This window comes from Planococcus shenhongbingii (assembly GCF_030413635.1).
Classification (GTDB): domain Bacteria; phylum Bacillota; class Bacilli; order Bacillales_A; family Planococcaceae; genus Planococcus; species Planococcus shenhongbingii.
The window spans coordinates 2,753,153-2,775,968 of the sequence record NZ_CP129235.1; the positions used below are offsets into that span (position 1 = coordinate 2,753,153).

The 22,816-nt window shown below is 43.1% G+C and carries 25 protein-coding genes and 1 tRNA gene; 9 read left to right on the forward strand and 17 right to left on the reverse strand.

Annotated features, from left to right (window positions below; translation table 11 throughout):
- Window positions 1-10 precede the first annotated feature (10 nt).
- A complete protein-coding gene (locus QWY16_RS13615) occupies window positions 11-1,066 on the reverse strand; it encodes a M42 family metallopeptidase (protein ID WP_300989766.1) in 1,056 nt (351 codons plus the stop codon).
- A gap of 102 nt (window positions 1,067-1,168) precedes the next feature.
- On the opposite strand from QWY16_RS13615, the gene QWY16_RS13620 reads away from it, so the two are divergent.
- Entirely contained in the window at window positions 1,169-2,740 is a 1,572-nt protein-coding gene (locus QWY16_RS13620; RefSeq protein ID WP_300989767.1) for an ATP-binding protein, read from the forward strand.
- A 57-nt stretch (window positions 2,741-2,797) separates the two neighbouring features.
- Here QWY16_RS13620 and QWY16_RS13625 read toward each other — a convergent pair whose 3' ends face one another.
- The 6 genes from QWY16_RS13625 to QWY16_RS13650 all read right to left on the reverse strand — a co-directional run bounded on the left by QWY16_RS13625 (window position 2,798) and on the right by QWY16_RS13650 (window position 8,717).
- The gene (locus QWY16_RS13625; RefSeq protein WP_300989768.1) at window positions 2,798-3,412 is read right to left on the reverse strand and encodes a PepSY domain-containing protein; all 615 of its coding nucleotides are present in this window, start codon (window positions 3,410-3,412) and stop codon (window positions 2,798-2,800) included.
- A gap of 110 nt (window positions 3,413-3,522) precedes the next feature.
- On the reverse strand, window positions 3,523-4,230 hold the full coding sequence (locus QWY16_RS13630) for a PepSY domain-containing protein (protein ID WP_300989769.1): 708 nt from the start codon (window positions 4,228-4,230) through the stop codon (window positions 3,523-3,525).
- Window positions 4,227-5,597: a sensor histidine kinase gene (locus QWY16_RS13635; protein WP_300989770.1), complete on the reverse strand. Its 1,371-nt coding sequence runs from the start codon at window positions 5,595-5,597 to the stop codon at window positions 4,227-4,229. The genes QWY16_RS13630 and QWY16_RS13635 overlap by 4 nt, the downstream gene beginning before the upstream one ends.
- A complete protein-coding gene (locus QWY16_RS13640; protein WP_300989771.1) occupies window positions 5,581-6,279 on the reverse strand; it encodes a response regulator transcription factor in 699 nt (232 codons plus the stop codon). The genes QWY16_RS13635 and QWY16_RS13640 overlap by 17 nt, the downstream gene beginning before the upstream one ends.
- A 61-nt stretch (window positions 6,280-6,340) precedes the next feature.
- Window positions 6,341-7,729, reverse strand: coding sequence for an aldehyde dehydrogenase (locus tag QWY16_RS13645; RefSeq protein WP_300989772.1), 1,389 nt, complete (start codon window positions 7,727-7,729; stop codon window positions 6,341-6,343).
- A 61-nt stretch (window positions 7,730-7,790) separates the two neighbouring features.
- Window positions 7,791-8,717 (reverse strand): Gfo/Idh/MocA family protein, encoded by a 927-nt coding sequence (locus QWY16_RS13650; protein ID WP_300989773.1) that lies wholly within the window; start codon window positions 8,715-8,717, stop codon window positions 7,791-7,793.
- 117 nt (window positions 8,718-8,834) lie between these two features.
- On the opposite strand from QWY16_RS13650, the gene QWY16_RS13655 reads away from it, so the two are divergent.
- The 4 genes from QWY16_RS13655 (at window position 8,835) to QWY16_RS13670 (ending at window position 10,597) form a co-directional block, all read left to right on the forward strand.
- A complete protein-coding gene (locus QWY16_RS13655) occupies window positions 8,835-8,981 on the forward strand; it encodes a hypothetical protein (protein ID WP_300993548.1) in 147 nt (48 codons plus the stop codon).
- A 230-nt stretch (window positions 8,982-9,211) separates the two neighbouring features.
- Window positions 9,212-9,934 carry a thermonuclease family protein gene (locus QWY16_RS13660; RefSeq protein WP_300989774.1) on the forward strand — a complete coding sequence of 241 codons (723 nt, stop codon included), beginning with the start codon at window positions 9,212-9,214 and terminating at the stop codon, window positions 9,932-9,934.
- Window positions 9,935-9,949: 15 nt separating this feature from the next.
- Window positions 9,950-10,471 (forward strand): 2'-5' RNA ligase family protein, encoded by a 522-nt coding sequence (locus QWY16_RS13665; RefSeq protein WP_300989775.1) that lies wholly within the window; start codon window positions 9,950-9,952, stop codon window positions 10,469-10,471.
- A 53-nt stretch (window positions 10,472-10,524) separates the two neighbouring features.
- A tRNA-Val gene (locus QWY16_RS13670) sits at window positions 10,525-10,597 on the forward strand.
- Between the two features lie 134 nt (window positions 10,598-10,731).
- Here QWY16_RS13670 and QWY16_RS13675 read toward each other — a convergent pair.
- From QWY16_RS13675 to QWY16_RS13690, 4 genes are all read right to left on the reverse strand, one after another.
- Window positions 10,732-12,771: a TRAP transporter permease gene (locus QWY16_RS13675; protein ID WP_300989776.1), complete on the reverse strand. Its 2,040-nt coding sequence runs from the start codon at window positions 12,769-12,771 to the stop codon at window positions 10,732-10,734.
- The gene (locus QWY16_RS13680) at window positions 12,761-13,285 is read right to left on the reverse strand and encodes a DUF1850 domain-containing protein (RefSeq protein WP_300989777.1); all 525 of its coding nucleotides are present in this window, start codon (window positions 13,283-13,285) and stop codon (window positions 12,761-12,763) included. Before QWY16_RS13680 ends, QWY16_RS13675 begins: the two co-directional genes overlap by 11 nt.
- Before the next feature lie 76 nt (window positions 13,286-13,361).
- The gene (locus tag QWY16_RS13685) at window positions 13,362-14,351 is read right to left on the reverse strand and encodes a TAXI family TRAP transporter solute-binding subunit (RefSeq protein WP_300989778.1); all 990 of its coding nucleotides are present in this window, start codon (window positions 14,349-14,351) and stop codon (window positions 13,362-13,364) included.
- Window positions 14,352-14,456: 105 nt separating this feature from the next.
- Complete coding sequence (locus QWY16_RS13690) at window positions 14,457-15,041, reverse strand: phosphatidylglycerophosphatase A family protein (protein ID WP_300989779.1); 585 nt, start codon at window positions 15,039-15,041, stop codon at window positions 14,457-14,459.
- Between the two features lie 103 nt (window positions 15,042-15,144).
- Here QWY16_RS13690 and QWY16_RS13695 point away from each other — a divergent pair, with 103 nt between their 5' ends.
- From QWY16_RS13695 to QWY16_RS13705, 3 genes are all read left to right on the forward strand, one after another.
- Window positions 15,145-15,867 carry an alpha/beta hydrolase gene (locus tag QWY16_RS13695; RefSeq protein ID WP_300989780.1) on the forward strand — a complete coding sequence of 241 codons (723 nt, stop codon included), beginning with the start codon at window positions 15,145-15,147 and terminating at the stop codon, window positions 15,865-15,867.
- 76 nt (window positions 15,868-15,943) lie between these two features.
- Window positions 15,944-16,462: a YjcG family protein gene (locus QWY16_RS13700; RefSeq protein WP_300989781.1), complete on the forward strand. Its 519-nt coding sequence runs from the start codon at window positions 15,944-15,946 to the stop codon at window positions 16,460-16,462.
- On the forward strand, window positions 16,463-16,894 hold the full coding sequence (locus QWY16_RS13705; RefSeq protein ID WP_300989782.1) for a GNAT family N-acetyltransferase: 432 nt from the start codon (window positions 16,463-16,465) through the stop codon (window positions 16,892-16,894).
- Between the two features lie 45 nt (window positions 16,895-16,939).
- On the opposite strand, the gene fabI is transcribed toward QWY16_RS13705, so the two are convergent.
- On the reverse strand, window positions 16,940-17,710 hold the full coding sequence (gene fabI, locus QWY16_RS13710; protein ID WP_300989783.1) for an enoyl-ACP reductase FabI: 771 nt from the start codon (window positions 17,708-17,710) through the stop codon (window positions 16,940-16,942).
- An 81-nt stretch (window positions 17,711-17,791) separates the two neighbouring features.
- Window positions 17,792-19,162, reverse strand: coding sequence for a magnesium transporter (mgtE, locus tag QWY16_RS13715; RefSeq protein ID WP_300989784.1), 1,371 nt, complete (start codon window positions 19,160-19,162; stop codon window positions 17,792-17,794).
- 95 nt (window positions 19,163-19,257) lie between these two features.
- Here mgtE and prpE point away from each other — a divergent pair, with 95 nt between their 5' ends.
- Complete coding sequence (prpE, locus tag QWY16_RS13720) at window positions 19,258-19,995, forward strand: bis(5'-nucleosyl)-tetraphosphatase PrpE (protein WP_300989785.1); 738 nt, start codon at window positions 19,258-19,260, stop codon at window positions 19,993-19,995.
- Here the strand turns inward: prpE and QWY16_RS13725 are convergent.
- The 4 genes from QWY16_RS13725 to QWY16_RS13740 are packed head-to-tail and all read right to left on the reverse strand — an operon-like array spanning window position 19,980 to window position 22,764.
- Complete coding sequence (locus QWY16_RS13725; protein ID WP_300989786.1) at window positions 19,980-20,876, reverse strand: RluA family pseudouridine synthase; 897 nt, start codon at window positions 20,874-20,876, stop codon at window positions 19,980-19,982. The genes prpE and QWY16_RS13725 overlap by 16 nt on opposite strands.
- 2 nt (window positions 20,877-20,878) lie before the next feature.
- A complete protein-coding gene (locus QWY16_RS13730) occupies window positions 20,879-21,679 on the reverse strand; it encodes an NAD kinase (RefSeq protein ID WP_300989787.1) in 801 nt (266 codons plus the stop codon).
- Window positions 21,676-22,353 carry a GTP diphosphokinase gene (yjbM, locus tag QWY16_RS13735; protein ID WP_300989788.1) on the reverse strand — a complete coding sequence of 226 codons (678 nt, stop codon included), beginning with the start codon at window positions 22,351-22,353 and terminating at the stop codon, window positions 21,676-21,678. Before yjbM ends, QWY16_RS13730 begins: the two co-directional genes overlap by 4 nt.
- A 21-nt stretch (window positions 22,354-22,374) precedes the next feature.
- On the reverse strand, window positions 22,375-22,764 hold the full coding sequence (locus QWY16_RS13740; RefSeq protein ID WP_300989789.1) for a UPF0738 family protein: 390 nt from the start codon (window positions 22,762-22,764) through the stop codon (window positions 22,375-22,377).
- Between the last annotated feature and the right edge of the window lie 52 nt (window positions 22,765-22,816).

A 22,816-nucleotide genomic window follows, 5' to 3' on the forward strand; every position in this document is an offset into this window, starting at 1 on the left:
GAAAATCCTCCTACTCTGTAACTAGCGGTGACAATACATATGCTTCAAGCAATGCTGCCGCGGCTTTCAGTGAATCGATATGGGTGCGTTCATAGGAATGAGAAGCTTCAATCCCCGGACCGAACAAAGCGTGTTTGACGTCGAGCCCTGCTCCGACTGCTGCAGAAGCATCTGAACTATAATATGGATAAATATCCACCTTATACTCAATATTATTCTTTTTTGCTAAATCTATCAAATGGCGCGTTAAGCCGTAATGATATGGGCCACTTGAATCTTTTGCACAGATAGATACGGTATATTCATCCGAAGCCTGGCCATCTCCGATTGCTCCCATATCAACGGCTATGTATTCCGCAGTTTGCGGTGGAATATTGGAATTGCCTCCATAACCGATTTCTTCATTATTAGATATGTAAAAATGTGTGGTATGCGGCAACTCTTTGTTTGACACATTCAATTTTTTTACCAATTGCAGCAATAATGCCGTACTGGCTTTATCATCAAGGTGACGTGATTTGACAAACCCTGACTCCGTTGCAGCAAAGCGTGGATCGAATGATACGAAATCCCCTACTTCTACTTCGAGCGCACGGACTTCCTCACTGGAAAATGCTTTTTCATCCAGACGGACTTCCATATTATTTTCGTCCCGGTCAGCTGTTCCCGCATCTTTATAAACATGGACAGCTGTCTGGTGCATTAAAATTGTGCCCGTTATCGTTGTTCCATCCCTTTTATGTATCAGGCAGTTCTCGCCTTCAATTGCGTTGAATTTAAAGCCGCCTACAAGAGATAATTTCAAGCGGCCACTTGGTTTGATTTCTTTGACCATTGCTCCGAGAGTATCTACATGAGCCGTTAATAACTTGTGCTGGTTTTGGTTTTTTCCTTGAATGGTCGCTATTACGGCGCCTTTTTTAGTTGTAGTGTAGCCAACATTCCATTTTTCTAAGTGTATTTTGATGGAGTTCATGACTTCCATTGTGTAGCCTGATGGACTGGGAATATCCACCAGTTCTTTTAATAGTCCGAGTGCTTCTTGTTTATTCCATTCAAATGACATATATACCGCCTCCCTGATTTAATAATCATAACAAAATGAAGCATGTTCTGACAGGGCATTATATAGTAATATTGTAATTAGACCCCTAGATTGAGGTGAATCATGGATCGTTCTACGAACAATCAAAGAAGAAACAAACTCTTTATTCATATATTCGGCAGTGCCAGTATCTTGCATTCGCTGCTCCCGGCAGCAGTGAATTTTCATACAGCCCTTTATTCTCCTATATTCGGAATAATCTCTTATATCATTCTGCTGATTTTACAATATAAAAAAATCAATGAACGCATCATTCAAATACTCGTTCTTCTTCTCATGAACTTCTATGTATTCATTTTAAATTTTGAATCATTTTCAGCCATTACGGTGATTTATTTTGTTATCCCTATTATCGCTTCCGCTTTATATTACGATACATTGCCGATCATCTTCCTCGGTGTCTTAACTGCTGTCGAAACACTTTTGCTGGCTTTGGTATTTGACGAATTAAGCGCAAGAGCTTCACTTTCCTACATTCATTTATCGTTATTTGTTTTTATCATGGTTGTTCTTATCTTGACTATCCTCCATTCCATCTATTTCAGCCGTATCTGGTCCCAGCTGGAACAAAAAAACGAGTCGATGGAAAAAGCCTTGATTTCGAAAGACGGCTATCTTCAGCTGTTTTTTGAAACGGCTAAAGACGCAATTGCAGTGTTTGATTCAAATAATAAAATTATCGCTATTAATCCGGCTTTTGAAGAATTATACGGCTGGACATCGGAAGAATGCATTGGTCAAAGCCTTGATCTTGTACCGCCTGAAAGGATTGAGGAAGCTAATATGCGTACCTTCCAAGTCCAACAAGGTGAAAGTTTTTCCTTGCTCGAAACAGTGGATATCAAAAAAGATGGAAGCCTCTTCCATGCACAAATCACTTTATCGCCCATCACTGATGAATTTGGAAACGTTGTAGCCACATCGGTCATTTCCCGGGACATCTCTTACCAAAAAGAAGCAGAGAAGTTGATTGTCCAAGCGGAAAAATTGAAGTTAGCCGGCGAAATTGCCGCAGGCGTGGCACATGAGATCCGTAATCCAATGACTGTTATTTCCGGATTCGTACAGATGATGCAGGAAGATCCCAGCTATCCATATAAAGATTACACAAAATTGATCCATTCTGAGTTAGAGCGCATCAATCTCATCATCGGTGAATTTCTGGTTTTGGCTAAACCCCAGGCCTCAGCGCCTAAAAAAATCAGCTTGCGCCAAACCATGGATGATATTATCGTTTTATTCGGTCCACAATTGAATTCGCATGGGATTCTCCTGACTAACCATTGGCAAAAAGACGACTTTTTTATTCTCGGGGAAGATCATCGCCTTAAGCAAGTCCTTATTAATCTTTTAAAAAATTCAGTTGAAGCGATTGGCCAACATGGCCAAATCACTATTTCAGTAGAAAACTTTGATGATGGCTTTGTTTCTCTGCGGTTGAGGGATAACGGAAGCGGCATCTCCCGTGAAGTTCTGTTGAAAATTTTCGAGCCTTTTTACACGACTAAATCTGAAGGTACCGGCTTGGGTTTAATTATTTCACAGAAAATAATCCGGGAACTTGGCGGAAGCCTTGAAATCGAAAGTGAAGAAGGTATAGGGACAACTGCCACTGTACTGCTACCGAAAGCATAAAAAAGGAGCCTAAAGGCTCCTTTTTTATGCTTTCATTTTGCTTCAACGCTTTTCAGCTTAATCATCATCGTTATTATCATCGTCGTCATTGTCGTCATCGGTTTCCTGTTTGATGATTGAACCGTCTTTGGCATTGACTGTCACTTCATGTTCAGTTGATCCATTTTCAATCTCGAATTCGTATTGGACTACACCATCATCGTTGTCCAATTCCATGTCTTTAACTGTTCCGTTGGCAACAGCAAGAGCTGCCGCTGTCGCTTCTTCAGAACTGATCAAACCTTCAGTTGAAACGATATCATCTGAATCATTATCATCGTTGTCTTCTCTTTCACGTTTTTGTTCCAGTATTTCACCAGTGTCGGCATCAAATTTCAAATCGTATTCAAAGCCTTCATGTGCAACATCCACTTCATAAACCGATCTGCTGCCTTCTCTCTCCAATTCAATATCCGTGATAGTACCATTAGCTATTTCCAACGCTTTGGCAGATGCCTCTTCGAATGTCAGCTTTGGCGCTTGCTGACTTGCTTGCTGGTTGCTATTTTGGACATTGGAATTGTTTGAATTGGTTTCTGCGTTTCCAGCTGGATTTGAATCTGTATTGGCTAGTACAATACCTCCGAATGTTAATGCTCCTGCAATTACTGGGATGTAAACGAATTTTTTCATGTTAATTTCTCCTCCTCATTTGTTATATCTTTACTATAGCCCCCGCTTCTGAGAAGACGATGAGGGGTTTATGAGAATTTGATGAGAAATTCATTAAGAATTCTAATGGTTTAATCATCCCACTCCACGGTCAAGGTTTCACCGCGGATTGCATGGATTTGGACAGTTACTTCCTGTTCTGTTTCTTCGTTTTCAATTTCCACTAAATAATAGCCGCCATCTTCGGTTTGCACAAATTCGACTTCCTGCACTTCCCCGTCAAGCGTCTGTTTCGCAATAGCAATTGCTTCATCTTTTGAAATCACTGGGTTCGGTTCAGGTTCTGGAACAGGTTTGTTGTCCGCTTCAATAGCCGAGTTTGTTGTAATTTTTCGGACTTCGCCTGTCTTGGAAGCTACGAACACTGTTGCTATATTTTCACCATCTTTTATTTTCACTTCATATTCACGCTTATCTTTTGAGTAAGTGACTTTTTCCAAGGTCCCATCAACTTCTTTTAACGCAGCCGCTGCTGCCTGTTCTTTTGTCAGTTCAACTGGCTGTTCCTTTTTCTCAACGAGTTTCATCGACTCGACTTGGCCTGTCTCTTTGTTGACGATTGCGGTATAAAGACCATCTGCCTTATCAAAGTCCACTGCAAAACTGTCTTCGGATTCAGATGTCCCGACTGCCTCTCCCCCATACATTTCCAGTACCGATTGCTCTGCTTCAGCAGCACTGATGCTTTCAGTACCGATGAACGGGTTCAAGAGATAGGCGATGACAATAACGCCAAGCAAGATGGTTCCTGCTGCCATAAGCATCCATTTTCTCATCATAATCCCTCCTGGCTCGATTGTACCGCGCCAACATTAAAATCCGATGAGAAAATAATTGAAACAGTTGTCCCCATCTGCTCAATGCTTTCAATTTCCAATTCGATGCCCAGCGAATCCGCCAATTGCCTGGCGAGCGATAACCCAAGGCCCGATCCCCCAGTTTCGCGGCTTCGTGCCTTATCCACCCGGTAGAAGCGCTCAAAGATGAATGGCAGTGATTCTTTCGGGATTCCGATGCCGTAGTCCCGGATTTGAATAAGGGTGCGCCCTTCATTTTTAGCCACCACTTCAATCCGATCGCTGCTGTATTTACGTGCATTGTCAAGCAGAATGTATAACAGCTGCTTGAGCTTCGCAAGGTCCGTCGTTACAAATAGATCCGGTTCGCTTGTTTGCAATAAAAACTCCCGGTTATATGAAGTCGTCAGAGCCGCAGTTGTTTGCTCAAGCACTTCCACAATATTTACTTTCGAATATTCAAGCTGCGACTCACTTTGCCGCGCAATATGCAATAATTGCTCGATTAAAGCTTTCATACGGTCCGTTTCGTTCCGGATTGCGGTAAGCCCTTCGCCGGCAATTTTTTCATCGCGCATCCCTTGCCGCTGCAGCAATTTGGCGTAGCTGCCAATCACCGTCAAAGGCGTCTTCAATTCATGGGAGGCGTTCGATACAAATTCTTCCTGCTTTGTGTAGTTTTCTTCTAGAAGAGCCATCATTTCGTTGAATGTCTGACCCATTTGGCCGATTTCATCATTTGTTTCTCCAGCAGTCTGCAATTTCTCGAATTTGCCGTTGCGCTGAATGCGTGTCATCGTATTGGTCAAATCAGTGATTGGCTTCGTAATGATCCTGCCAAGAACGATGCTCGAAATCACGACCGGAATCATGGCAAGCACCGTCACCGTGATAAGAACAAGACGTAAAGTCTGAAGATTGCCCGTTACTTCCCGCATCGACTGGGCTATCGTCAAATTTGCCACTTCTCCATCTGTCCAAATAACAGGAGTTGTCACATACACGAAAAGCTCATCTTCTACTTGTATGGTGCCTGAAGCTTCCGGCAAATCTGCGGGTAGTTCCGTCTGCACTGAAGGATCTTGGATTGTCGGGATTAATTCATTTCCATTTCGATTAACTTGGATTGAACCATTAACTGGAACATAGCCTCGCAGTACGGTCCGGGGATCTTCTGTCGAAGTTTCATTTAACTTTGTCACGACGACACTGGCTTCGGTACGCAACTGGGTGACTTCCGATGAATACGTCAATCGGCTGAATGAAAAATAAATCACTGTCATAAGCACCAGTAGAATGACCAGCATCAGCAGCGTCGTCCAAATATGGATTTTATTTTTCAGTTTCATTAATATGCTCCTTCAAGACATAGCCCACGCCTCGAACGGTTTGGATATAAGTGGAAGATTCCCCCGCATCCACTTTTTTGCGCAAATAACGGATATACACATCAATGACATTCGTATCTCCGTAATAATCATAGCCCCATACGGCATTCAGCACTTGCTCACGGCTAAGCACTTGGTGTGGATGCTGCATTAAATACAGCAGCAAATCAAACTCGCGCGGCGTGAGCTCAATGGCTCTTCCGTTTCTGGAAACTTCCCGTGTCGTTTCATTCAGCTCTAAATCTTCAAAGCGGCGCACTTCTGAATGGCCGTTTCCGGCAGACAATCGCAGGCACGCGCGGATGCGAGCCAGCAGCTCTTCGATTTCAAATGGTTTTGTTACATAGTCATTGGCCCCTAAATCAAGACCGGCCACTTTATCTTTGACATCATTTTTGGCTGTCAGTAAAATGACCGGAACGGTGGAATCCGAAGAACGAATGCGCTTCAATACGTCCAATCCGTGGATTTCCGGGAGCATTAAATCCAGCAAAATCAAATCCCAGTCATTTTCCCGAAATTGAATAAGGCCTTCCGATCCGGTATGGGCAACTCCTGTTTTATACCCTTCATATGTAAGTTCAAGTTCCAATACACGCGCAATATTCTTTTCATCTTCTACTATCAGAATGCGTTCTGCCATTTCCTTCACCTCTTACTGATTATTCTAGCAAACCTAAAGAAAAAAGCGACCCGCAGGCCGCTTATTTTAATACCGTTCTGACTAACCGGACCCTCTTTCCATATGGAGGGAATAGCAGATTAGTCGACAGCTTAGTGGATTTTTTCAATATCGATTTGGCATGTGTAAATGTTTCGAAACTTGCTTTTCCATGATAAGAATTGATGCCGGAAGTTCCAATACCGCCAAACGGAAGATAGGGGCTGCCAACATGGGATACCGTGTCATTGATGCAACCTCCGCCGAACGGCAGTTCTTCCAGGAAAAAGTTGATGGCGCGTTCATTTTCCGAGAACATATACGCCGACAATGGCTTTGGCATTTTTCGGATATGGCGCAATAATGCCGGAAGGTCAGTATATGTAATAACCGGAAGAATTGGGCCAAATATTTCTTCTTCCATGGAAGGGCTATTCCATTGGATATTCTCAAGGACTACCGGTTCAATATAGCGCTCATTCCGGTCCATCTTCCCGCCTGTTACGATATGGGCGGATTCTTTTTCAATAATTGACGCCAACCGGTCAAAATGCTGCGGTGAAACGATACGGCCGTAATCCGGGCTTTCTTGTGCATTTTTTCCATAAAAGCTTCGGATAGCTTTGACCAGTTTTTTCATAAACTCCTCTTTCACGGACTCACGCACACATACATAATCCGGAGCGACACAAGTTTGTCCTGTATTCATCAATTTTCCCCATGCAATACGTTTTGCCGCCAGGTCCAGATTGGCGGTTTGGTCGACGATTGCCGGGCTTTTCCCTCCCAGCTCCAACGTAATCGGAGTCAGGCGCTCAGAAGCGGCCTTCATGATGACTTTTCCAACATTAACGCTGCCGGTAAAGAAAATATAATCAAATGGAGCATGGATAAGCGCAGTCACTTCTTCCCGTTCCCCTTCCACCACTTGTATATAATAGGATGGAAACGTTTTTTCAATTAGCTGTCGAATCACCCGTGTGACATTCGGGGTGGTCTCCGACGGTTTAACTACAGCGCAGTTGCCGCCAATTATGGCACCGATCAACGGTTCCATTATCAATTGGAAAGGATAATTGAACGGCCCGATGATCAATACAGAGCCATAAGGTTCCCGCAGCACAAAACTTTTTGCAGGCTGAAAATGCAATGGTGTCTTCACTTGTACAGGCTCCATCCATTCATCCAGTTGCTTTGTCATAAAACCGATGCTGTCGAGAACGAATCCTATTTCTGTGGTATATGCCTCAAATTCGCTTTTTCCCAAATCCTTCTTCAATGCTTGCGTAATTTCTTTCTCATATTCCACAATGGCTTGTTTTAAGCGTTGGAGCTGTGCTTTGCGGAAACTGGCACTTTTTGTGGCACCGGTATAAAAAAAGTCATGCTGTTGTTCAATAAGCGTTTCGACGCTTGCGGACGTAACTTCCATTATTTGAGCCTCCTTGTTAATGCGTTCATTTTAGTACTTTACCCGCTATCAGTTCTGGCAATCAATTTTTCTGAAGTAAATGATCAATATACCGCTGCGCGACCAAACCTTCTTCAAAAGTGACTAGGAAAGTCGACTGGGTACGCATGGCATCAAATAAAGTCGGCACTTCCACAAAATCCGTGATTTGTTTCCGCTCTTCGTATTTTCGCTCTTCATAAAGATTCGACCAATTCTCAAGCGTCAACACGCCTTCTTCACCGTAAACCTTAAATTGCAACAGTTCTTTTTGGCCGATCCCACTGAGCCCGGTAATTAAAAATGGAATATTGCCGGCAGTCAATCCATGGGCTATGATGCCAGTTTCGCATTTATCCTCTTGTTCCGGATAACTGATTTGATGCGATGCAATCTTCAATTCCCCGAATACACGGTTCAACAGCTGCAGATAATGAGGAAATACTTCACGAACAAAGCCGCCTTGGCTTCTTGAAGCAATCCATGGATTTTGCTGCCAAGCCCGCGGCCAGTCCGGGAAAAAAGTCTGCAGTTCAATTCGCGTTATTTTACCGATATTGCCGGTGCGGATCCGCTTGACCATGTCATGGACAGCCGGAGAATACATTAAAGGAAAATGCATAGCAGTCCGGATACGGCTTTTTTCAACAGCTGCTACCATTTCTTCCCCGTCTGCCAAATTGTGTGCCAAAGGTTTTTCGCTTAACACATGTATTCCAGCACCTGCAGCTCGTTTGGCTATTTCCGAATGTAATGCGGGAGGTGTGCCGATATACAGCCAATCAATATTAGAATGGAGGATCGATTCAAACGAATCCGCGATCGGGACCCCATATGTTTTATTCAGATATTGAAGACGTTCCTGCTGCACATCATAAACGCCTTTGATGTCTATTTTGCCGTCTTGCTGCATTTCCTTAATGATGCGTTCCCCTACAATGCCAGCTCCAATAATGCCGATTGAAATCATTTTATCCCTCTTTTCCGCAAGGCCTAAAGGCTTATTTTATTTCTCTCTGTTTATTAGTGTAACCTTTAGGGGTATAGAATAGTCAAACAATAATAATATGATTTTCAGGAGGAATGTATGATGGGCAAACAAGTAAACTGGTGGGAACCAATTTTTTCAGGTGAACTGGAAGTAGGATTAAACAAAGATAAATTGGACGATATGGAACAGGAATCATTTCTTTATTTTAATGAAGCTCAAATTGATATGGAGTCACACGCTTAATTGAAACGTTCACTAGCTGAATACAGTCGCTGCAGTACATAAAAAACGCCTTGTTCAATGATTCATTGAGAAGGCGTTTTGTCATGTCCAGATTCTTTTGTACATTTCCTCTCTATAAAATAGCGCTGAATAAAAAAGGTACGGCATCGGTTCCGGCAGATACGGCAACAGTTTTAGTTGCAAGCTGTACATCAAGTAAATATAATGAAAAAATGGAAGCAGGGATCAATATGAATAGATTTATAGGCTTATTAACAGCATTATTATTGCTTACTGGATGTGGGTTGCAGGATTCCACCGACACAACTGGAACTACGGATCGCATTGACGTGGAAGTCACCTCCGTTATTGACGGTGATACCATCAAAATCATGTATGAAGGAAAAGAAGAAACGGTTCGCTATCTGCTGATCGATACACCGGAAACAAACCATCCACGTCTCGGAAAACAGCCGCTTGGCAGCGAAGCCACCGCCGAAAATAAAAGGCTCATCGAATCGGGTGATGTGTCTATTGAATTCGATGTAGGCGGCCGTTTTGATGACTATGGACGGATGCTGGCCTATATCTATGTAGATGGAGAAAGTGTGCAGGAGCAGATGCTTGAAGCAGGGTTTGCCCGTGTTGCTTACGTTTATCCGCCAAATACGCGTTATGTTGAGGAATTTGAGGAAGCGGAACAAATCGCCCAAGAAGCTGGCATCGGTATTTGGGAATTTGAGGATTATTCGACGGAACGCGGCTTCGATGCAGATGCATACGGCAATGTAAGCGGGCATAGCCCCCAAAATTCTAATGACAGCAAATGCCGGATCAAAGGAAATATTAACCGCCACGGGGATAAAATCTATCATATGCCTGATGAAGGTTCATATGAACAAACCAACCCTGAGGAATGGTTTTGCACAGAACAAGAAGCGCGGGATGCAGGATTCAGAAGCACAGGAAGTTAATTGAGGAGGTTTTTTATGCAAGTCATCGTTCTACGGCTCGATTATCATGCATCCAATATCCTGGAGCAGCTGCAGCAGCAGGCACAAAGCGCAAGCTTAAAGCAGGAAGCTGCTTTGCCGCCGCATATTACGCTCCAAACATTCAACCAGACCAATCCAATTGACTTGAAAAAAGCCGTCGAACAATGGGCTGGACAAACAAAGCAGTTTTCTTTATCATTTGCATCTCTCGGATTTTTCAAGCAGCAAGGATGTTTTTACGCTTCAACCATTTATACAAAACCATTAGCACAACTGCATGAAGCATTAAATCTTTCAACGCGTGAATTCACTGGGCAAAAGAATTATTACATGCCTGAACACTGGGTGCCTCATTCCACAATCATCAACAATATTGCCCCTCCATTTTGGGGTCCGATGTTTGCACGTCTTTCAATGGAATTTGAGCCATTTGAAGGCAAAGCAGCCGCTATCGAATGCTGGTCACTGGTCCACGGAAAAGCACAAACGGAATGGAGTATTTTTCTTTCCAAATAGGCTATTGACTTTTCACTAGGGCACGTTATAATTATATTTGTCCTGGAAATTGAGATTCCTTAGCTCAGCTGGGAGAGCGCTACCTTGACAGGGTAGAGGTCGCTGGTTCGAGCCCAGTAGGAATCATTGGGTGCCAAACCCACAGCAAGCTTTAGGAACAAAGTTTGCTAAGAAAAAGCCGTTGCCTTCGGGCAGCGGCTTTTTTATTTTTATTTATAACCCCCTTGAGGAGCACGTTGCTTCTCAAGGGGCTTTTTCGGTTATGCTGCTGAAGTCCGTGAAACTTTCTTTTCACGGGACATCCATTGGATGACAAACAAGATAATAAACACTACCGCCCCTACATAAGAATACAGCCCTTCCGGATAAATCAATGCTAATCCGGTAACCAGAGCCATTATTCGTTCAATCCAATTGAGTTTTCGGTACCAATATCCAATCAGTCCCGCCCCTACTGCTATCATTCCGGCAAAAGCTGTACTAACCACCCAAGTCAATTCGAGCCAAGTGGTATCAATCATCAACAGCGATGGAGACAGGACAAACATATATGGAATGATAAACGCTGCGGCTGCTAATTTAGCGGCAATTACTCCTGTACGAATTGGTTCCCCTCCTGAAATTCCAGAAGCTGCAAAAGCAGCAAGGGCAACCGGAGGCGTAATATCGGCGATAATCCCAAAATAGAACACGAACAAATGAGCAGATATGGCAACAACCATTGGGACAGCTGCCCCAGCCGGTTCATCGAGCATTAATAAGGTTATGATGGCCGGAGCCGCAATTGTGGAAGTGATGACATAGTTTGCCGTTGTCGGCGAACCCATACCTAAAACAAGTGCAGCCAGCATGGTGAAGAACAATGTCAGTAAAATACTGCCTCCCGATGCTGAAATCAGTCCATTTGCCAAACTTAGCCCTAATCCGGTTTTTACAACCACCCCTACAATAATACCCGCTGCAGCGGTAGCAGCTCCTACTGCTAAGGCGGTCCGTGCACCATCCACTAAAGCATCGATCATATCCTTAAAACTTAACCGCGTTTCTTTATTGATGGCACTGACTAAAATGGTAGAGAGAATGCCGTATAAAGCAGCATGCATCGTTGGAACTCCGACCATTAAAAAGACGATGATGACCACAATTGGAATCAGCAAGTGGATTTTTTTCAACACTTCTTTCCGGTCAGGCAATTCTTCTTTTGTTAATCCGCGCAAACCTACCCGCTTTGCTTCAAAATGTGTCATGATCCAAACACCGGCAAAATACAATATCGCAGGAATAGCGGCAGCCTTGGCAATATCCCAATAGCTGATGCCTCCGATAAACTCCACCATCAAGAAAGCGGCTGCTCCCATAATCGGCGGCATAATCTGGCCGCCAGTAGATGATGTGGCTTCCACTGCACCTGCAAACTCTTTATTATACCCAAGCTTTTTCATCATCGGAATTGTATAGGCCCCTGATGTCACCACATTGGCAACCGAGCTTCCGGAAATGGTTCCTTGCAGAGCACTGGAGAAAATGGCTACTTTCGCTGGTCCCCCTATTAAATGGCCGGCAAGCGATACGGACAGATCATTAAAGTATTCCCCGACTCCCGTCTTCACTAAAAAAGCGCCAAATAATAGATAAACAAAAATAAACGTTGCTGAAACAGCTAAAGGCGTCCCTAAAATCCCGTCAGTAGTATAGAACATCAACTGGATGACGGATTCCAAATCCTGTCCCCGGTGCCTTAAAAAACCGGGGAAATAAGGGCCAAAAAAGGTATAGGATAAAAAAATTGAAGAAATAATTGTGATCGGCAACCCGACAGCCCGCCGTGTGGCCTCAAGAGTCAAAAGGATGGCAAGTATTCCGACAAACAGATCCATTTCCGTTACACGCCCAATCCGGAACACTAAGTCATCATACATGATTGGCCAGTAAGCCCCTACCAAGATTGACAACAAGGATAAAATATAATCATAGAATGGCACTTTGCGTTGATCGCTTTTGCGCTTAACAGCAGGGAATAAAAGAAAAATCAAAGACAAGGCAAATCCTAAGTGAATCGATCGCTGCAAATAAGCGGTAAACTGGCCATTGATTGCGGTATACAATTGAAAAAGTGAAAAGGCCAGCAAGCCATAGAAGACAATATGTTTTGCAATGCCCATCAAATCGCGGGTATTCGATTCAGGATCGTACTTTTGCAAAATCTCTTTTTGTTTTTCCTCGGAAATATAAGTCTCCTCTTCCGGAGGCAACTTCAGTTTTTCTTTTTCTTTTTCTTCTGGCGGCAATTTATTGCTCATCGATGTTCACTCCTCTTAATTGTTGGATAAGGGATAGGCGCTGAACTTGAAAGGTATAAGATTGCCCGCGTACCAGCGTCTTTTTTAAATCGTATTCATAGCCATTGCTTATAAAAGATAACCCTGCATCGATGTCGCCTATGAAAATCCTGAAATTCGGCAATTCCCTCTTCATGCCGGTAATGAAATATTTCCCGTCTTTTTCGCCAAACGTCTCTCCATCTCCTGCATTCGAAGGCATGCCGATATTGAAATCTTCATATTCCATGCCAGTCATTTGCAGCCTGTCATCTTTAAGCACTTTATAACTCTCCAGCACTTCAGATAAATGGATGGAATGGATATACTTTATTTGGAATAAAGGATCTTCTACAGGAAGTTGTAAAGCTATTTGTTCGGTGCGATTATCAATAAAAACATAGCTTCGCTTAATGGGAACCAGTGCCGCAGCTGAAATCAATAGAATAAGGACTAATAATGAGATAAGAAAGGGCTGCATCGGCTTCGCTTGCATTCCACATGCTCCTCCATTGCGTAAATAAATAACGACGATAAAGCTTGCGCTTTATCGTCTGCGATTTCTAAGTATGCTATTTGTTTACTTCGTCGAAATATTTTTGTGCTCCTGGGTGTACATCTATTCCAATGCCATCCAATGCAGTTTCCGCTTTGATGAAGTCGGCTTTAGCGTGCTGGATTTGATCGGTGTTTTCATAGATCGCTTTTGTAATATCGTAAACAAGATCTTCAGAAATTTCGTCTTGAACGACTAGCATAGCCAGTACAGAAACCGTCGGTACATCTTCTGTTAACCCGTAAGTCCCGGACTTGATTGTATCGTTGGTATAGTAAGGATATTTTTCAATCAGTTCTTTCGCTTTTTCTTCCGTGACAGGCACGATATCAACATCAGCAGTTGCACTTAAGCTTTCAACTGCTCCTGTAGGGGTTCCTGCGGTGATGAAGGCAGCATCGATTTGTCCGGCTTGCAAACTTTCCTGGGATTCAGCAAAATCCAGGTTTTGTGCTTCGACATCTTCCATCGTCATGCCGTGGATCTCAAGCAGCTGCTCTGCATTGATATATGTCCCGGACCCTGGTGCCCCGACCGAAACTTTTTTTCCTTTCAAATCTTCGAAGGAAGCAATACCGGCATTGGCAGTTGTCACCAATTGAACCGTTTCGGGATAAAGAGCGCCAATTGCAGATACCGTATCGATTACTTCACCTTCAAACATATTTGTTCCTTCCGCTGCATAATAGGCCGTATCGGTTTGGACAAATGCAATCTGGGCGCCGCCATCAGCAAGTGCAGTCATATTGGCAGCAGAAGCCTGTGAAGACTCGGCAGTCGTATCAATTCCCGTTTCATTTTCAATGATTGTTGCCATCGCCCCACCTAAAGGATAATAAGTTCCAGTCGTTCCGCCGGTTAATATGCTAAGAAATTCAGGATTGGCCGAACCGCCGCCTTCTCCCCCTTCCCCGCTGTCAGTTGCCGTTTCTCCTCCGCATCCTGCCAAAAAAACCGATCCTGCCAATGCCATTGCAGCGAACAATCCGAATTTTTTGTTTGTCATAAAATGAATTCCCCCTTTTTTAGAATATTTCAAATTCATCATAACATGTCTTTAGACTTGTTTACCATCTGAATTTTCCAAAAATTATAAGGAGAATTTACTCTTTTACTTTTCAGCGCCTTCTACGTGTTTTTCCGGTGCTGTATCTTCTGGCGCCACATCTTCAAATGTCATTCCTTTTTCCTCTAAATCTCTGGTGCGGTGAGCTATGCGCGCAGATGCACAAGCCGCTACACTCGCCACTAGGTCATCAAGGAAAGTATGGACATGCCCGCCTATTTTCGTATCCAGTTTCCGGATAATCCCCACTTTGTTTTTATCTAAATGCCCAAAAGTAGTGACTGCAATACTGCCGTATGTCAAAACAGCGCCTAGTCCGATCATTTCATCGACTCCAAACAACCCTTCATCCGAACCGACAATCTGCTGAAGCGGGCGTGATAATTTCCCTTGTTCTGCAAGTTCATCCAATTCAATTCCTACTAGCAATGCATGCTGCATTTCGCGTTTCCTGAGAACACTTTCCACCGATTCGATGCAATGGTCGATTGTTAAGCCTTCGTTATAAGGCAATTGCATTTCCAATACAATTTTTGCGATTTCTTCGCTTCTTACACCCCTGCGCTCCAGAGCATCAAGAGTCGCTTTTGTTATTTCTTCCGAATGTATCCGGAATTTTCCTCCATCCATAGGTCATATCCCCTTCCATAATATCTTTAACTTTCCTGCCCATTATACCTCTACCAGTGAATATGTTACAATTTTCGTACAGAAAGCACTAGGAGGTCTATCAATGAATAGAGGAACAGTACAGGATTTATCCATTTATAGCAAAGAACTTCAGGAAGACATGCAGCTTCTAATTTATCTTCCTGCTAATTTTTCACCATTATACAAATATACTTTGATTATTGCCTCTGACGGCAAGGATTATTTCCAGTTAGGCCGTGCCCCGCGTATTGCGGATGAGCTATTGGATAACAATGAAATCGAAAACATCATTTTTGTCGGCGTTCCTTATAAGAGTGTAAAAGACCGCAGCAGCAAGTATGAACCTGCCGGTGAAAAACATGGCGCATACTTACGCTTTCTAGCACACGAACTCGTGCCTTATTTAGATGAAAACTACCCGACTTACCAAGTGGGAATGGGGCGTGCATTGATCGGAGACTCATTGGCCGCAACTGTATCACTCAGCGCCGCTTTGAAATATCCAAATATATTTGGCCGTGTGATTTTACAGTCACCGAAAGTGAGCGATGAATTGATGGAAACTGTGGAGGCCTTTAATCCAGCAAATGCTTTTACTGTTTACCACGTAATTGGAAAAGGAGAAACGGCTGTAAAATTAATGTCTGGAGAAACGGCTGATTTTCTGGAACCTAATCGGAAATTAAACAATTTACTGAAAAATAAAGGGTTTTCCATCTTTTACGAAGAATTTGAAGGAGACCATACATGGAAGCATTGGCAACCTGATTTAAAAAGAGCCTTGCTGCAGAATTTCGGTTTATAATTCTCAATTCACGGCTTTCATGTTTTTTTGGTATAATAAATATTGAAGTATTTACTATAGACTAGGAGGGCTTTTTATGAAATTCGGTGTTGTTGCATTCCCATCTAAAAAACTTCAGGACGTTGCAAACTCATACCGCAAACGTTATGATCCTCATTACGAATTGATTACACCGCATATGACGCTGAAAGATGCGTTTGAAGTTGAGGAAACCCAGATCAAAGACATGGTAAAAAATTTGGCTGAAATTGTGAAACGCCATAAACCGTTTCAGCTTCACGCAACACGCGTCAGCACTTTCTCACCTTTAACGAATACGCTTTATTTCAAAATCGAGCCAAATCCTGAAATCTTGTCTCTTCATGAAGACTTGCATAAGGATTTCTATGGCAACCAACCGAAATATTCATATGTGCCGCATGTAACGATTGCACAAAAAATGTCAGACTCAGAACACGCAGATATTTTTGGGCAATTGAAAATGGTCGGGATCAACCATGAAGAAACAATTGACCGGATTCATTTGCTTTATCAATTAGAAGATGGTTCATGGACCGTTTACGATACTTTCCGATTACCAGGAGATGACCAGTAAGTGATTAAAGTAAAAATTGCAGAAACACCTATTGAAAAAGAGCAAGCATTTAATGTACGAAGAAAAGTTTTTGTCGAAGAACAGGGAATTCCGTTACACATTGAACTAGATGAATTCGACGATTCAGCCGTCCATTTTGTCGCCTATGAACTTGAGCAGCCCATTGCTGCCGCTCGTATTCGAGAACTCGAAATGGGTATAGGCAAAATTGAACGCGTCTGTGTTCTTCCAGAATACCGCGGACAACATGTCGGTTTATTAATGATGCACGAAATGGAGCAATATGCACAAAAAGCCGGATTATTTACGTTGAAATTAAATGCCCAATCCTATGCTGTTCCTTTCTATGAAAAACTCGATTACTCCGTTAATTCTCCAGAATTCCTCGATGCAGATGTACCTCATCGAGCAATGGAAAAAAAGATCATATAAAAAGCAGGACTCACAAAGAGTCCTGCTTTTTTTATGGCATTAGTATTAAAGAATATGATAACCGCTATCTACGTGAATCGTTTCTCCTGTGATTCCACGGGACATATCGCTAAACAAGAATGCAGCCGTATCGCCTACTTCTTCTGGCGTAGTATTGCGGCGAAGCGGTGCTTTTTCTTCAATTTCATGAAGAATCGTGTTGAAACCGCTGATGCCTTTTGCTGATAATGTACGGATTGGCCCAGAGGAAATCGCATTTACACGGATTCCGTGTTTACCGAGGTCAGCCGCTAAATAGCGCACCGACATTTCAAGTGAAGCTTTAGCCACTCCCATGACATTATAGTTAGGCATTACACGCTCGCCGCCGATATACGTCAATGCGACAATGCTTCCTCCTTCTGTCATTAGAGGCTTGGCGTATTTTGCTATGACTGTCAATGAATACGAGCTGATATTTTGCGCCAGTAAGAAGCCGTCGCGTGATGTATCATAGAAGTTTCCTGCCAGTTCTTCTGTCTTTGCAAAAGCGATGCAATGAGCAAGGCCATGGATAGTGCCTACTTCCTCTTTGATGGACGCGAAGCAGTTTTCTACGCTTTCATCGCTTGTTACATCACAAGGCAAAATCAATTCGTGGTTGCCGTCCAATGTAGCCACCAAATCGCGTACCGGCTTTTCAAAACGTTCGCCAGCATATGTAAAAATCAAGCGTGCACCGGATTGATCCAGTGATTGTGCAATTCCCCAAGCAATACTGCGCTTATTAGCTACGCCCATGATGACGTAAGTTTTTCCTGCTAAAGCTATTGACATTCAAAATTCCTCCTATACCTATTATTATTACCTGGTACTAATAATACTCCATAAAAAAGAAAAGTGCAATTCGCACTTTTCTTAAAGGCTGCCTAAAAAAGTTGTTGCAAGCCCCAGATAAATGAGGATTGAAATAATGTCATTCAATGTAGTGATAAAAGGGCCGGAAGCTACTGCAGGGTCAATATTCAAATGATGGATCAGCAGAGGAATAAACGAGCCTGCCAAAGTGGCGACAAAGATAGATCCCATCACCGCTGTGCCTACGAGCAGGCCAATCAGCAGCTCTCCTTTCCAAAAATAAACCAGCCCAACGACCACAATGCCGCACACTACTCCCGTTATCAATCCGGTGCCAGCTTCTCTGAACAACAATTTCATTTTGCTTTCTTCTTCGATATCGCCAGTGGCAATTCCCCGGACTGCAACAGCGAGCGCTTGAGTGCCGCTGTTTCCAGCCATTCCGGCGATTAAAGGGATAAACACGGCTAATAGCGCAACCTGGTCAAGAGTCGCTTCAAACATCCCCATCAAGTTTGCGGTCAACATACCTAAAAATGTCAGTAAAATCAGCCATGGCAGCCGCTTTTTTGCAGCCGTAAGCGGTCCCTTGTCAAACGTATCCATATCCGATACAGCGGCCAATTTTGAGTAGTCATCCGATGCTTCTTCATCCAAAACATCAATAATGTCATCAACTGTAATAATACCAAGCAAATGATTCTGAAAATCTACAACCGGCATTGCCAGAAAGTCGTAGTCCTTGATTATCCGTGCCACTTCTTCCTGATCTTCCCCTACTGATACACTGACTACACGCTCATTCATAATCGATTTAATCAATATATCTTCATCTGAAATAATCAAATCACGTAAAGTCACAATTCCTGAAAGCCGTTTATCTTCATCGACTACAAAAACATAATATATAGTCTCTGCATTGTGTGCTGCATTCCGAAGAATATTCATCGCCGAACGGACAGTGGAGTTTTCAGGAATGGATACGAACTCCGTGGTCATGATAGAGCCAGCTGTATATTCTTCATAATGCAGCAAATCCTTGATTTGCCGTGCAGAATCTTTGTCCATGATTGTTAAATAAGTAGCAACCTGCTCTTTATTCAATTTATTGAGAATGTCTACAGCATCATCTGTATACATAGCAGAAAGCAGATCAGATGCGTAATGGACATTCATTTCTCTGAATAAATCCTCGTATTCATCGTCATCCAATTCAATGGCTTCAAAAGTATTAGCCATTTCTTTAGGAGAGAGATACTGATACAGTTGCTGGCGGATTTCATGCTCAGCTTTCGCAAAAAATGTCGCTTGGTCATATGGATGTTGTGCAAGAAATTCTTCCCGGAAACTTTCTACGTCTCCACGTTCCAACAATTCGAGCAATAACTCCTCGTTCAATTCTTGGTCGAGCACCACTTTTTCTTCCATCATGTAAACTCCCTCCTTTCGAACTTTTAAGGTCTTGTAATTCCAATCTATACGTTACACTATGTATAGAGATAATCAAGATTTAAGAGGTGATTTTTGTGAAATATGACATCATTGGCGATATTCATGGCTGTTTTGATGAGTTGCTTGAACTGCTTGCTAAACTCGGTTATAAAAAAGAGCAAGAAGTCTACATACATCCCGGAGGGCGCCAACTTGTTTTTGTTGGCGACGCCATGGACCGCGGCCCCAAATCACTTGAAGTGCTGCAGTTATTATTTAAAATGCAGGACCGGGGCATTCTCTTCTATTCCCCTGGAAACCATTGCAACAAACTTTATCGCTATTTTAAAGGCAATAATGTGCAAGTAAATAACGGCCTGGAAACGACACTCGCTGAATGGAGAACCCTTCCTAAAAAAGAGCAGCAGGAATTCAGATCCCGTTATCGCCGCTTTTACGAGAAACTTCCTATATACCAAGAACTAGGAAAAGAATTGATAGTTGCCCATGCGGGAATCAAAGCCGAAATGATTGGCAAGCCGCTAAGCAGAAATATTGCCGTTTTCGTTTTATATGGCGATATCACAGGAAGGTTCGATGTTGACGGGCGGCCAATTAGAAAGAATTGGGCCAAATCCTATAATGGCTCCAAGTGGATTGTTTATGGGCATACACCTACTGAACAGCCCTATTTAATCAATCAAACTGCCAATATTGACACAGGCTGTGTATTCGGAGGAGCACTTACAGCATTCCGCTTTCCGGAAAAGGAGCTTGTATCGGTCGCTTCCCATCAGCCTTACCAGCCCGACCGTTTTCACCGCTTCACATGAATCATTTCATCCATGTCTTTGTTTAATGGCGAAGTGAAAGACAGCTCGTCTCCTGATACAGGATGAATCAGTTCCAGTGATTTGCAGTGCAAAGCCTGGCGCGGAATATCGTCCCTTTTCCCTCCATACAAATCGTCGCCCAGGAGTGGATGGCCGATATGGGAAAGATGGACCCGGATTTGATGGGTTCTTCCTGTATTCAGCTGAAGCTGAACATAGGAAAACGTGTCAAATTCCTGCAGGACTTCAACTTCTGTTTCTGCAAATTGACCATCTTCGCGCACTTCTCTTTCAATGATGCTGCTGTCTTTCCGGCCAATCGGCTCGGTGATTTTAAATTTCTTTTCCGCAAACTTGCCGTGCACTAATGCATCGTACCGCCGTACCATTGTCTTTCCTTGTTGCTGCATAGAAAGCATATGGTGAATATGGCGGTTTTTTGCTATGCAGACAAGTCCCGAAGTATCTCGGTCAAGACGAGTCGCAATATGAAGTGTCGCAGGGATTTCATTTTCCTTAAAGTGCATCGCTACAATATTGGCAAGGCTTCCGCTGGGGTGTTCACGCGAAGGAATCGTGTTTTGAAGCGGAGGTTTATCTACAATCAGCAATGCTTGATCTTCATAGACAATATTCAGAGGACCAGTCTCCGCAATAAGCCCTTCCCCCAATTCTTCATTCGGAAAAATAACGGTCACAGCATCATCTTTTTTCAAGACATGCCGGACCGTTACTTCATTGCCATTTACTAAAATTTGGCCGCCGCTGTATTTGACAGAGGCCAAGGTTCTTTTAGAAATCCCCCAACCGCTCAAAGCTTCCCGTAAAACACCCGGTTCTTTTGCGCTATACGTTAACTGAAATGGCTTGAATTGTTTCACATTTAAACCTCACTATCGATGAATGAATCATGGACCCTTTTCCAAAAAGGATGGTTCCGGAACCGGGCAAAACGGACTTTTTCTTTTGCCACTCTATACTCAATCGATTTTACATCTTTGTGGAGCAGCTGCAAGTGATCGACAGTGACCATAAAGTCTACGGCTTTCACTGGACGAAGAGCACACCGGTGATGTGATGGCAGGACAAGTGGTGAACCGACAGTCCGGAAAACCCGGTTATTGATGGAAGCCATCTCTGTCAGTTGCATAGCTTGCAAAGACGGATGGATAATCGCTCCGCCCAGCGCTTTATTGTACGCAGTGCTGCCCGATGGCGTGGACATGCACAAACCATCTCCTCTAAAAGTTTCGAAAAGGCTTTCGTTTAAAAAGACATCCATGACAAGTGTGACATCAGGCGATTTAACCGTTGACTCATTCAATGCCAAATAAACTGCAGGAACTTCTTTATGCCGGTAATGTATGCTTGTCTCCAGTAAAGGATATTCAATTACCTCGTATTCTTTTTTCGCAATGGAAAGTACCAGCTTTTCAATTTCAATCGGTTTCCAATCTGCATAAAATCCGAGGTGGCCAGTATGGATCCCTACAAAAGCAACGGATGACAACTGGTCTCGATATTTATGGAAGGCGTGAAGAAAAGTGCCATCTCCACCAATGGACAATACGACATCGGGTGATTCCTCGTCCCATTCCAGGCCGAAATCCTGCAAATAATCACGCGCGGTACCCATTAATTCATTTGAAAGTTCATCACTTCTGGATTGTATAAAAAATTTCATCGCGGCGTTGTGCCCCCTTCTCGTTCATTTGGAAAATGCGTACTTGGCGACTCTTTAAATTCACTGAAGTAAGCTTGAGCTTCTTGAATTTCATCCCTTATTTGCGACATTTCCTCATCAAGTTGAAAAGCAGCCTCCGCGGCCCGTTGAAGCCGCTTTTTTATTTCTGCCGGGAAAACCCCTTTATATTTATAGTTAAGTGAATGTTCAATTGATGCCCAGAAGTTCATGGCCAAGGTGCGGATTTGAATTTCTGCCAGTATCAGCTTTTCGCCTTTGATCGTTTGCACTGGATATTCGACGATTACATGGTATGATCGGTAACCGCTTTGCTTTTCATGGGAAATATAATCTTTCTCTTCGACAATCCGCAAATCATTGCGCTGCCGGAGCAGCGCTACAACGGTTTCAATGTCTCCAACAAATTGGCACATCATACGAAGACCTGCAATATCCTGGAGCTGATGGGCAAGTTCATCTGATGGCTCGAACGGAATTCCTTTTTCAAGTGTTTTATCATAGATGCTTGCTAAAGGTTTCACTCTTCCCGTCACAAACTCAATCGGAGAATTCGAATTATCTGTTTCAAACTGCTGACGCATTCCTTTAAATTTAATTTTTAGTTCATCTACTGCTTGCTTATAAGGCGCTAGAAAGCGATCCCATTGACCCATATCGTGTCCCCCTTACTTCTCTTACGCTCGTGAAGCAAGTGCCTCATGAAAAGCTTCTTCTACCGCCATGCGGAACTCTGATCCGTAGTTATCGTTACCTTCTATATTCTCTATCAGCATCCACAATTCCTCGTGAAAGGCATCCAGCGGCATAATTTGTTCTCCCCATTGGAGCAATGGAACATCAGTTCTTTGCAAGGCATTCGCTAAACTTGCCCAAGTATGTTCTTTAAAATGAACATAAATATATTCAGTTCCAGTATCCACTAAATAGATAAAAGCACATTCATCACTGTCCGTGATCATTTTCCCAGCGGCTTCCACCGCTTCAAACGGCTCAATGGCCTCAATTTTGAATTGAACATGCTTTTCTGTAATCAATCCTTCTTTAACTTCAACTAATTTACGCAATAAAAGTACTTCCCTTCTGCCTGTTATATAGCCATATTTTAACACAGCTCTG

Bases quoted from the DNA above. Each gene is read 5' to 3' on its own strand.
- QWY16_RS13615 (WP_300989766.1), bottom strand. From the start codon at position 1,066: ATGTCATTTGAATGGAATAAACAAGAAGCACTCGGACTATTAAAAGAA.
- QWY16_RS13620 (WP_300989767.1), top strand. From the start codon at position 1,169: ATGGATCGTTCTACGAACAATCAAAGAAGAAACAAACTCTTTATTCAT.
- QWY16_RS13625 (WP_300989768.1), bottom strand. From the start codon at position 3,412: ATGAAAAAATTCGTTTACATCCCAGTAATTGCAGGAGCATTAACATTC.
- QWY16_RS13630 (WP_300989769.1), bottom strand. From the start codon at position 4,230: ATGATGAGAAAATGGATGCTTATGGCAGCAGGAACCATCTTGCTTGGC.
- QWY16_RS13635 (WP_300989770.1), bottom strand. From the start codon at position 5,597: ATGAAACTGAAAAATAAAATCCATATTTGGACGACGCTGCTGATGCTG.
- QWY16_RS13640 (WP_300989771.1), bottom strand. From the start codon at position 6,279: ATGGCAGAACGCATTCTGATAGTAGAAGATGAAAAGAATATTGCGCGT.
- QWY16_RS13645 (WP_300989772.1), bottom strand. From the start codon at position 7,729: ATGGAAGTTACGTCCGCAAGCGTCGAAACGCTTATTGAACAACAGCAT.
- QWY16_RS13650 (WP_300989773.1), bottom strand. From the start codon at position 8,717: ATGATTTCAATCGGCATTATTGGAGCTGGCATTGTAGGGGAACGCATC.
- QWY16_RS13655 (WP_300993548.1), top strand. From the start codon at position 8,835: ATGATGGGCAAACAAGTAAACTGGTGGGAACCAATTTTTTCAGGTGAA.
- QWY16_RS13660 (WP_300989774.1), top strand. From the start codon at position 9,212: ATGAATAGATTTATAGGCTTATTAACAGCATTATTATTGCTTACTGGA.
- QWY16_RS13665 (WP_300989775.1), top strand. From the start codon at position 9,950: ATGCAAGTCATCGTTCTACGGCTCGATTATCATGCATCCAATATCCTG.
- QWY16_RS13675 (WP_300989776.1), bottom strand. From the start codon at position 12,771: ATGAGCAATAAATTGCCGCCAGAAGAAAAAGAAAAAGAAAAACTGAAG.
- QWY16_RS13680 (WP_300989777.1), bottom strand. From the start codon at position 13,285: ATGCAAGCGAAGCCGATGCAGCCCTTTCTTATCTCATTATTAGTCCTT.
- QWY16_RS13685 (WP_300989778.1), bottom strand. From the start codon at position 14,351: ATGACAAACAAAAAATTCGGATTGTTCGCTGCAATGGCATTGGCAGGA.
- QWY16_RS13690 (WP_300989779.1), bottom strand. From the start codon at position 15,041: ATGGATGGAGGAAAATTCCGGATACATTCGGAAGAAATAACAAAAGCG.
- QWY16_RS13695 (WP_300989780.1), top strand. From the start codon at position 15,145: ATGAATAGAGGAACAGTACAGGATTTATCCATTTATAGCAAAGAACTT.
- QWY16_RS13700 (WP_300989781.1), top strand. From the start codon at position 15,944: ATGAAATTCGGTGTTGTTGCATTCCCATCTAAAAAACTTCAGGACGTT.
- fabI (WP_300989783.1), bottom strand. From the start codon at position 17,710: ATGTCAATAGCTTTAGCAGGAAAAACTTACGTCATCATGGGCGTAGCT.
- mgtE (WP_300989784.1), bottom strand. From the start codon at position 19,162: ATGATGGAAGAAAAAGTGGTGCTCGACCAAGAATTGAACGAGGAGTTA.
- QWY16_RS13730 (WP_300989787.1), bottom strand. From the start codon at position 21,679: ATGAAATTTTTTATACAATCCAGAAGTGATGAACTTTCAAATGAATTA.
- yjbM (WP_300989788.1), bottom strand. From the start codon at position 22,353: ATGGGTCAATGGGATCGCTTTCTAGCGCCTTATAAGCAAGCAGTAGAT.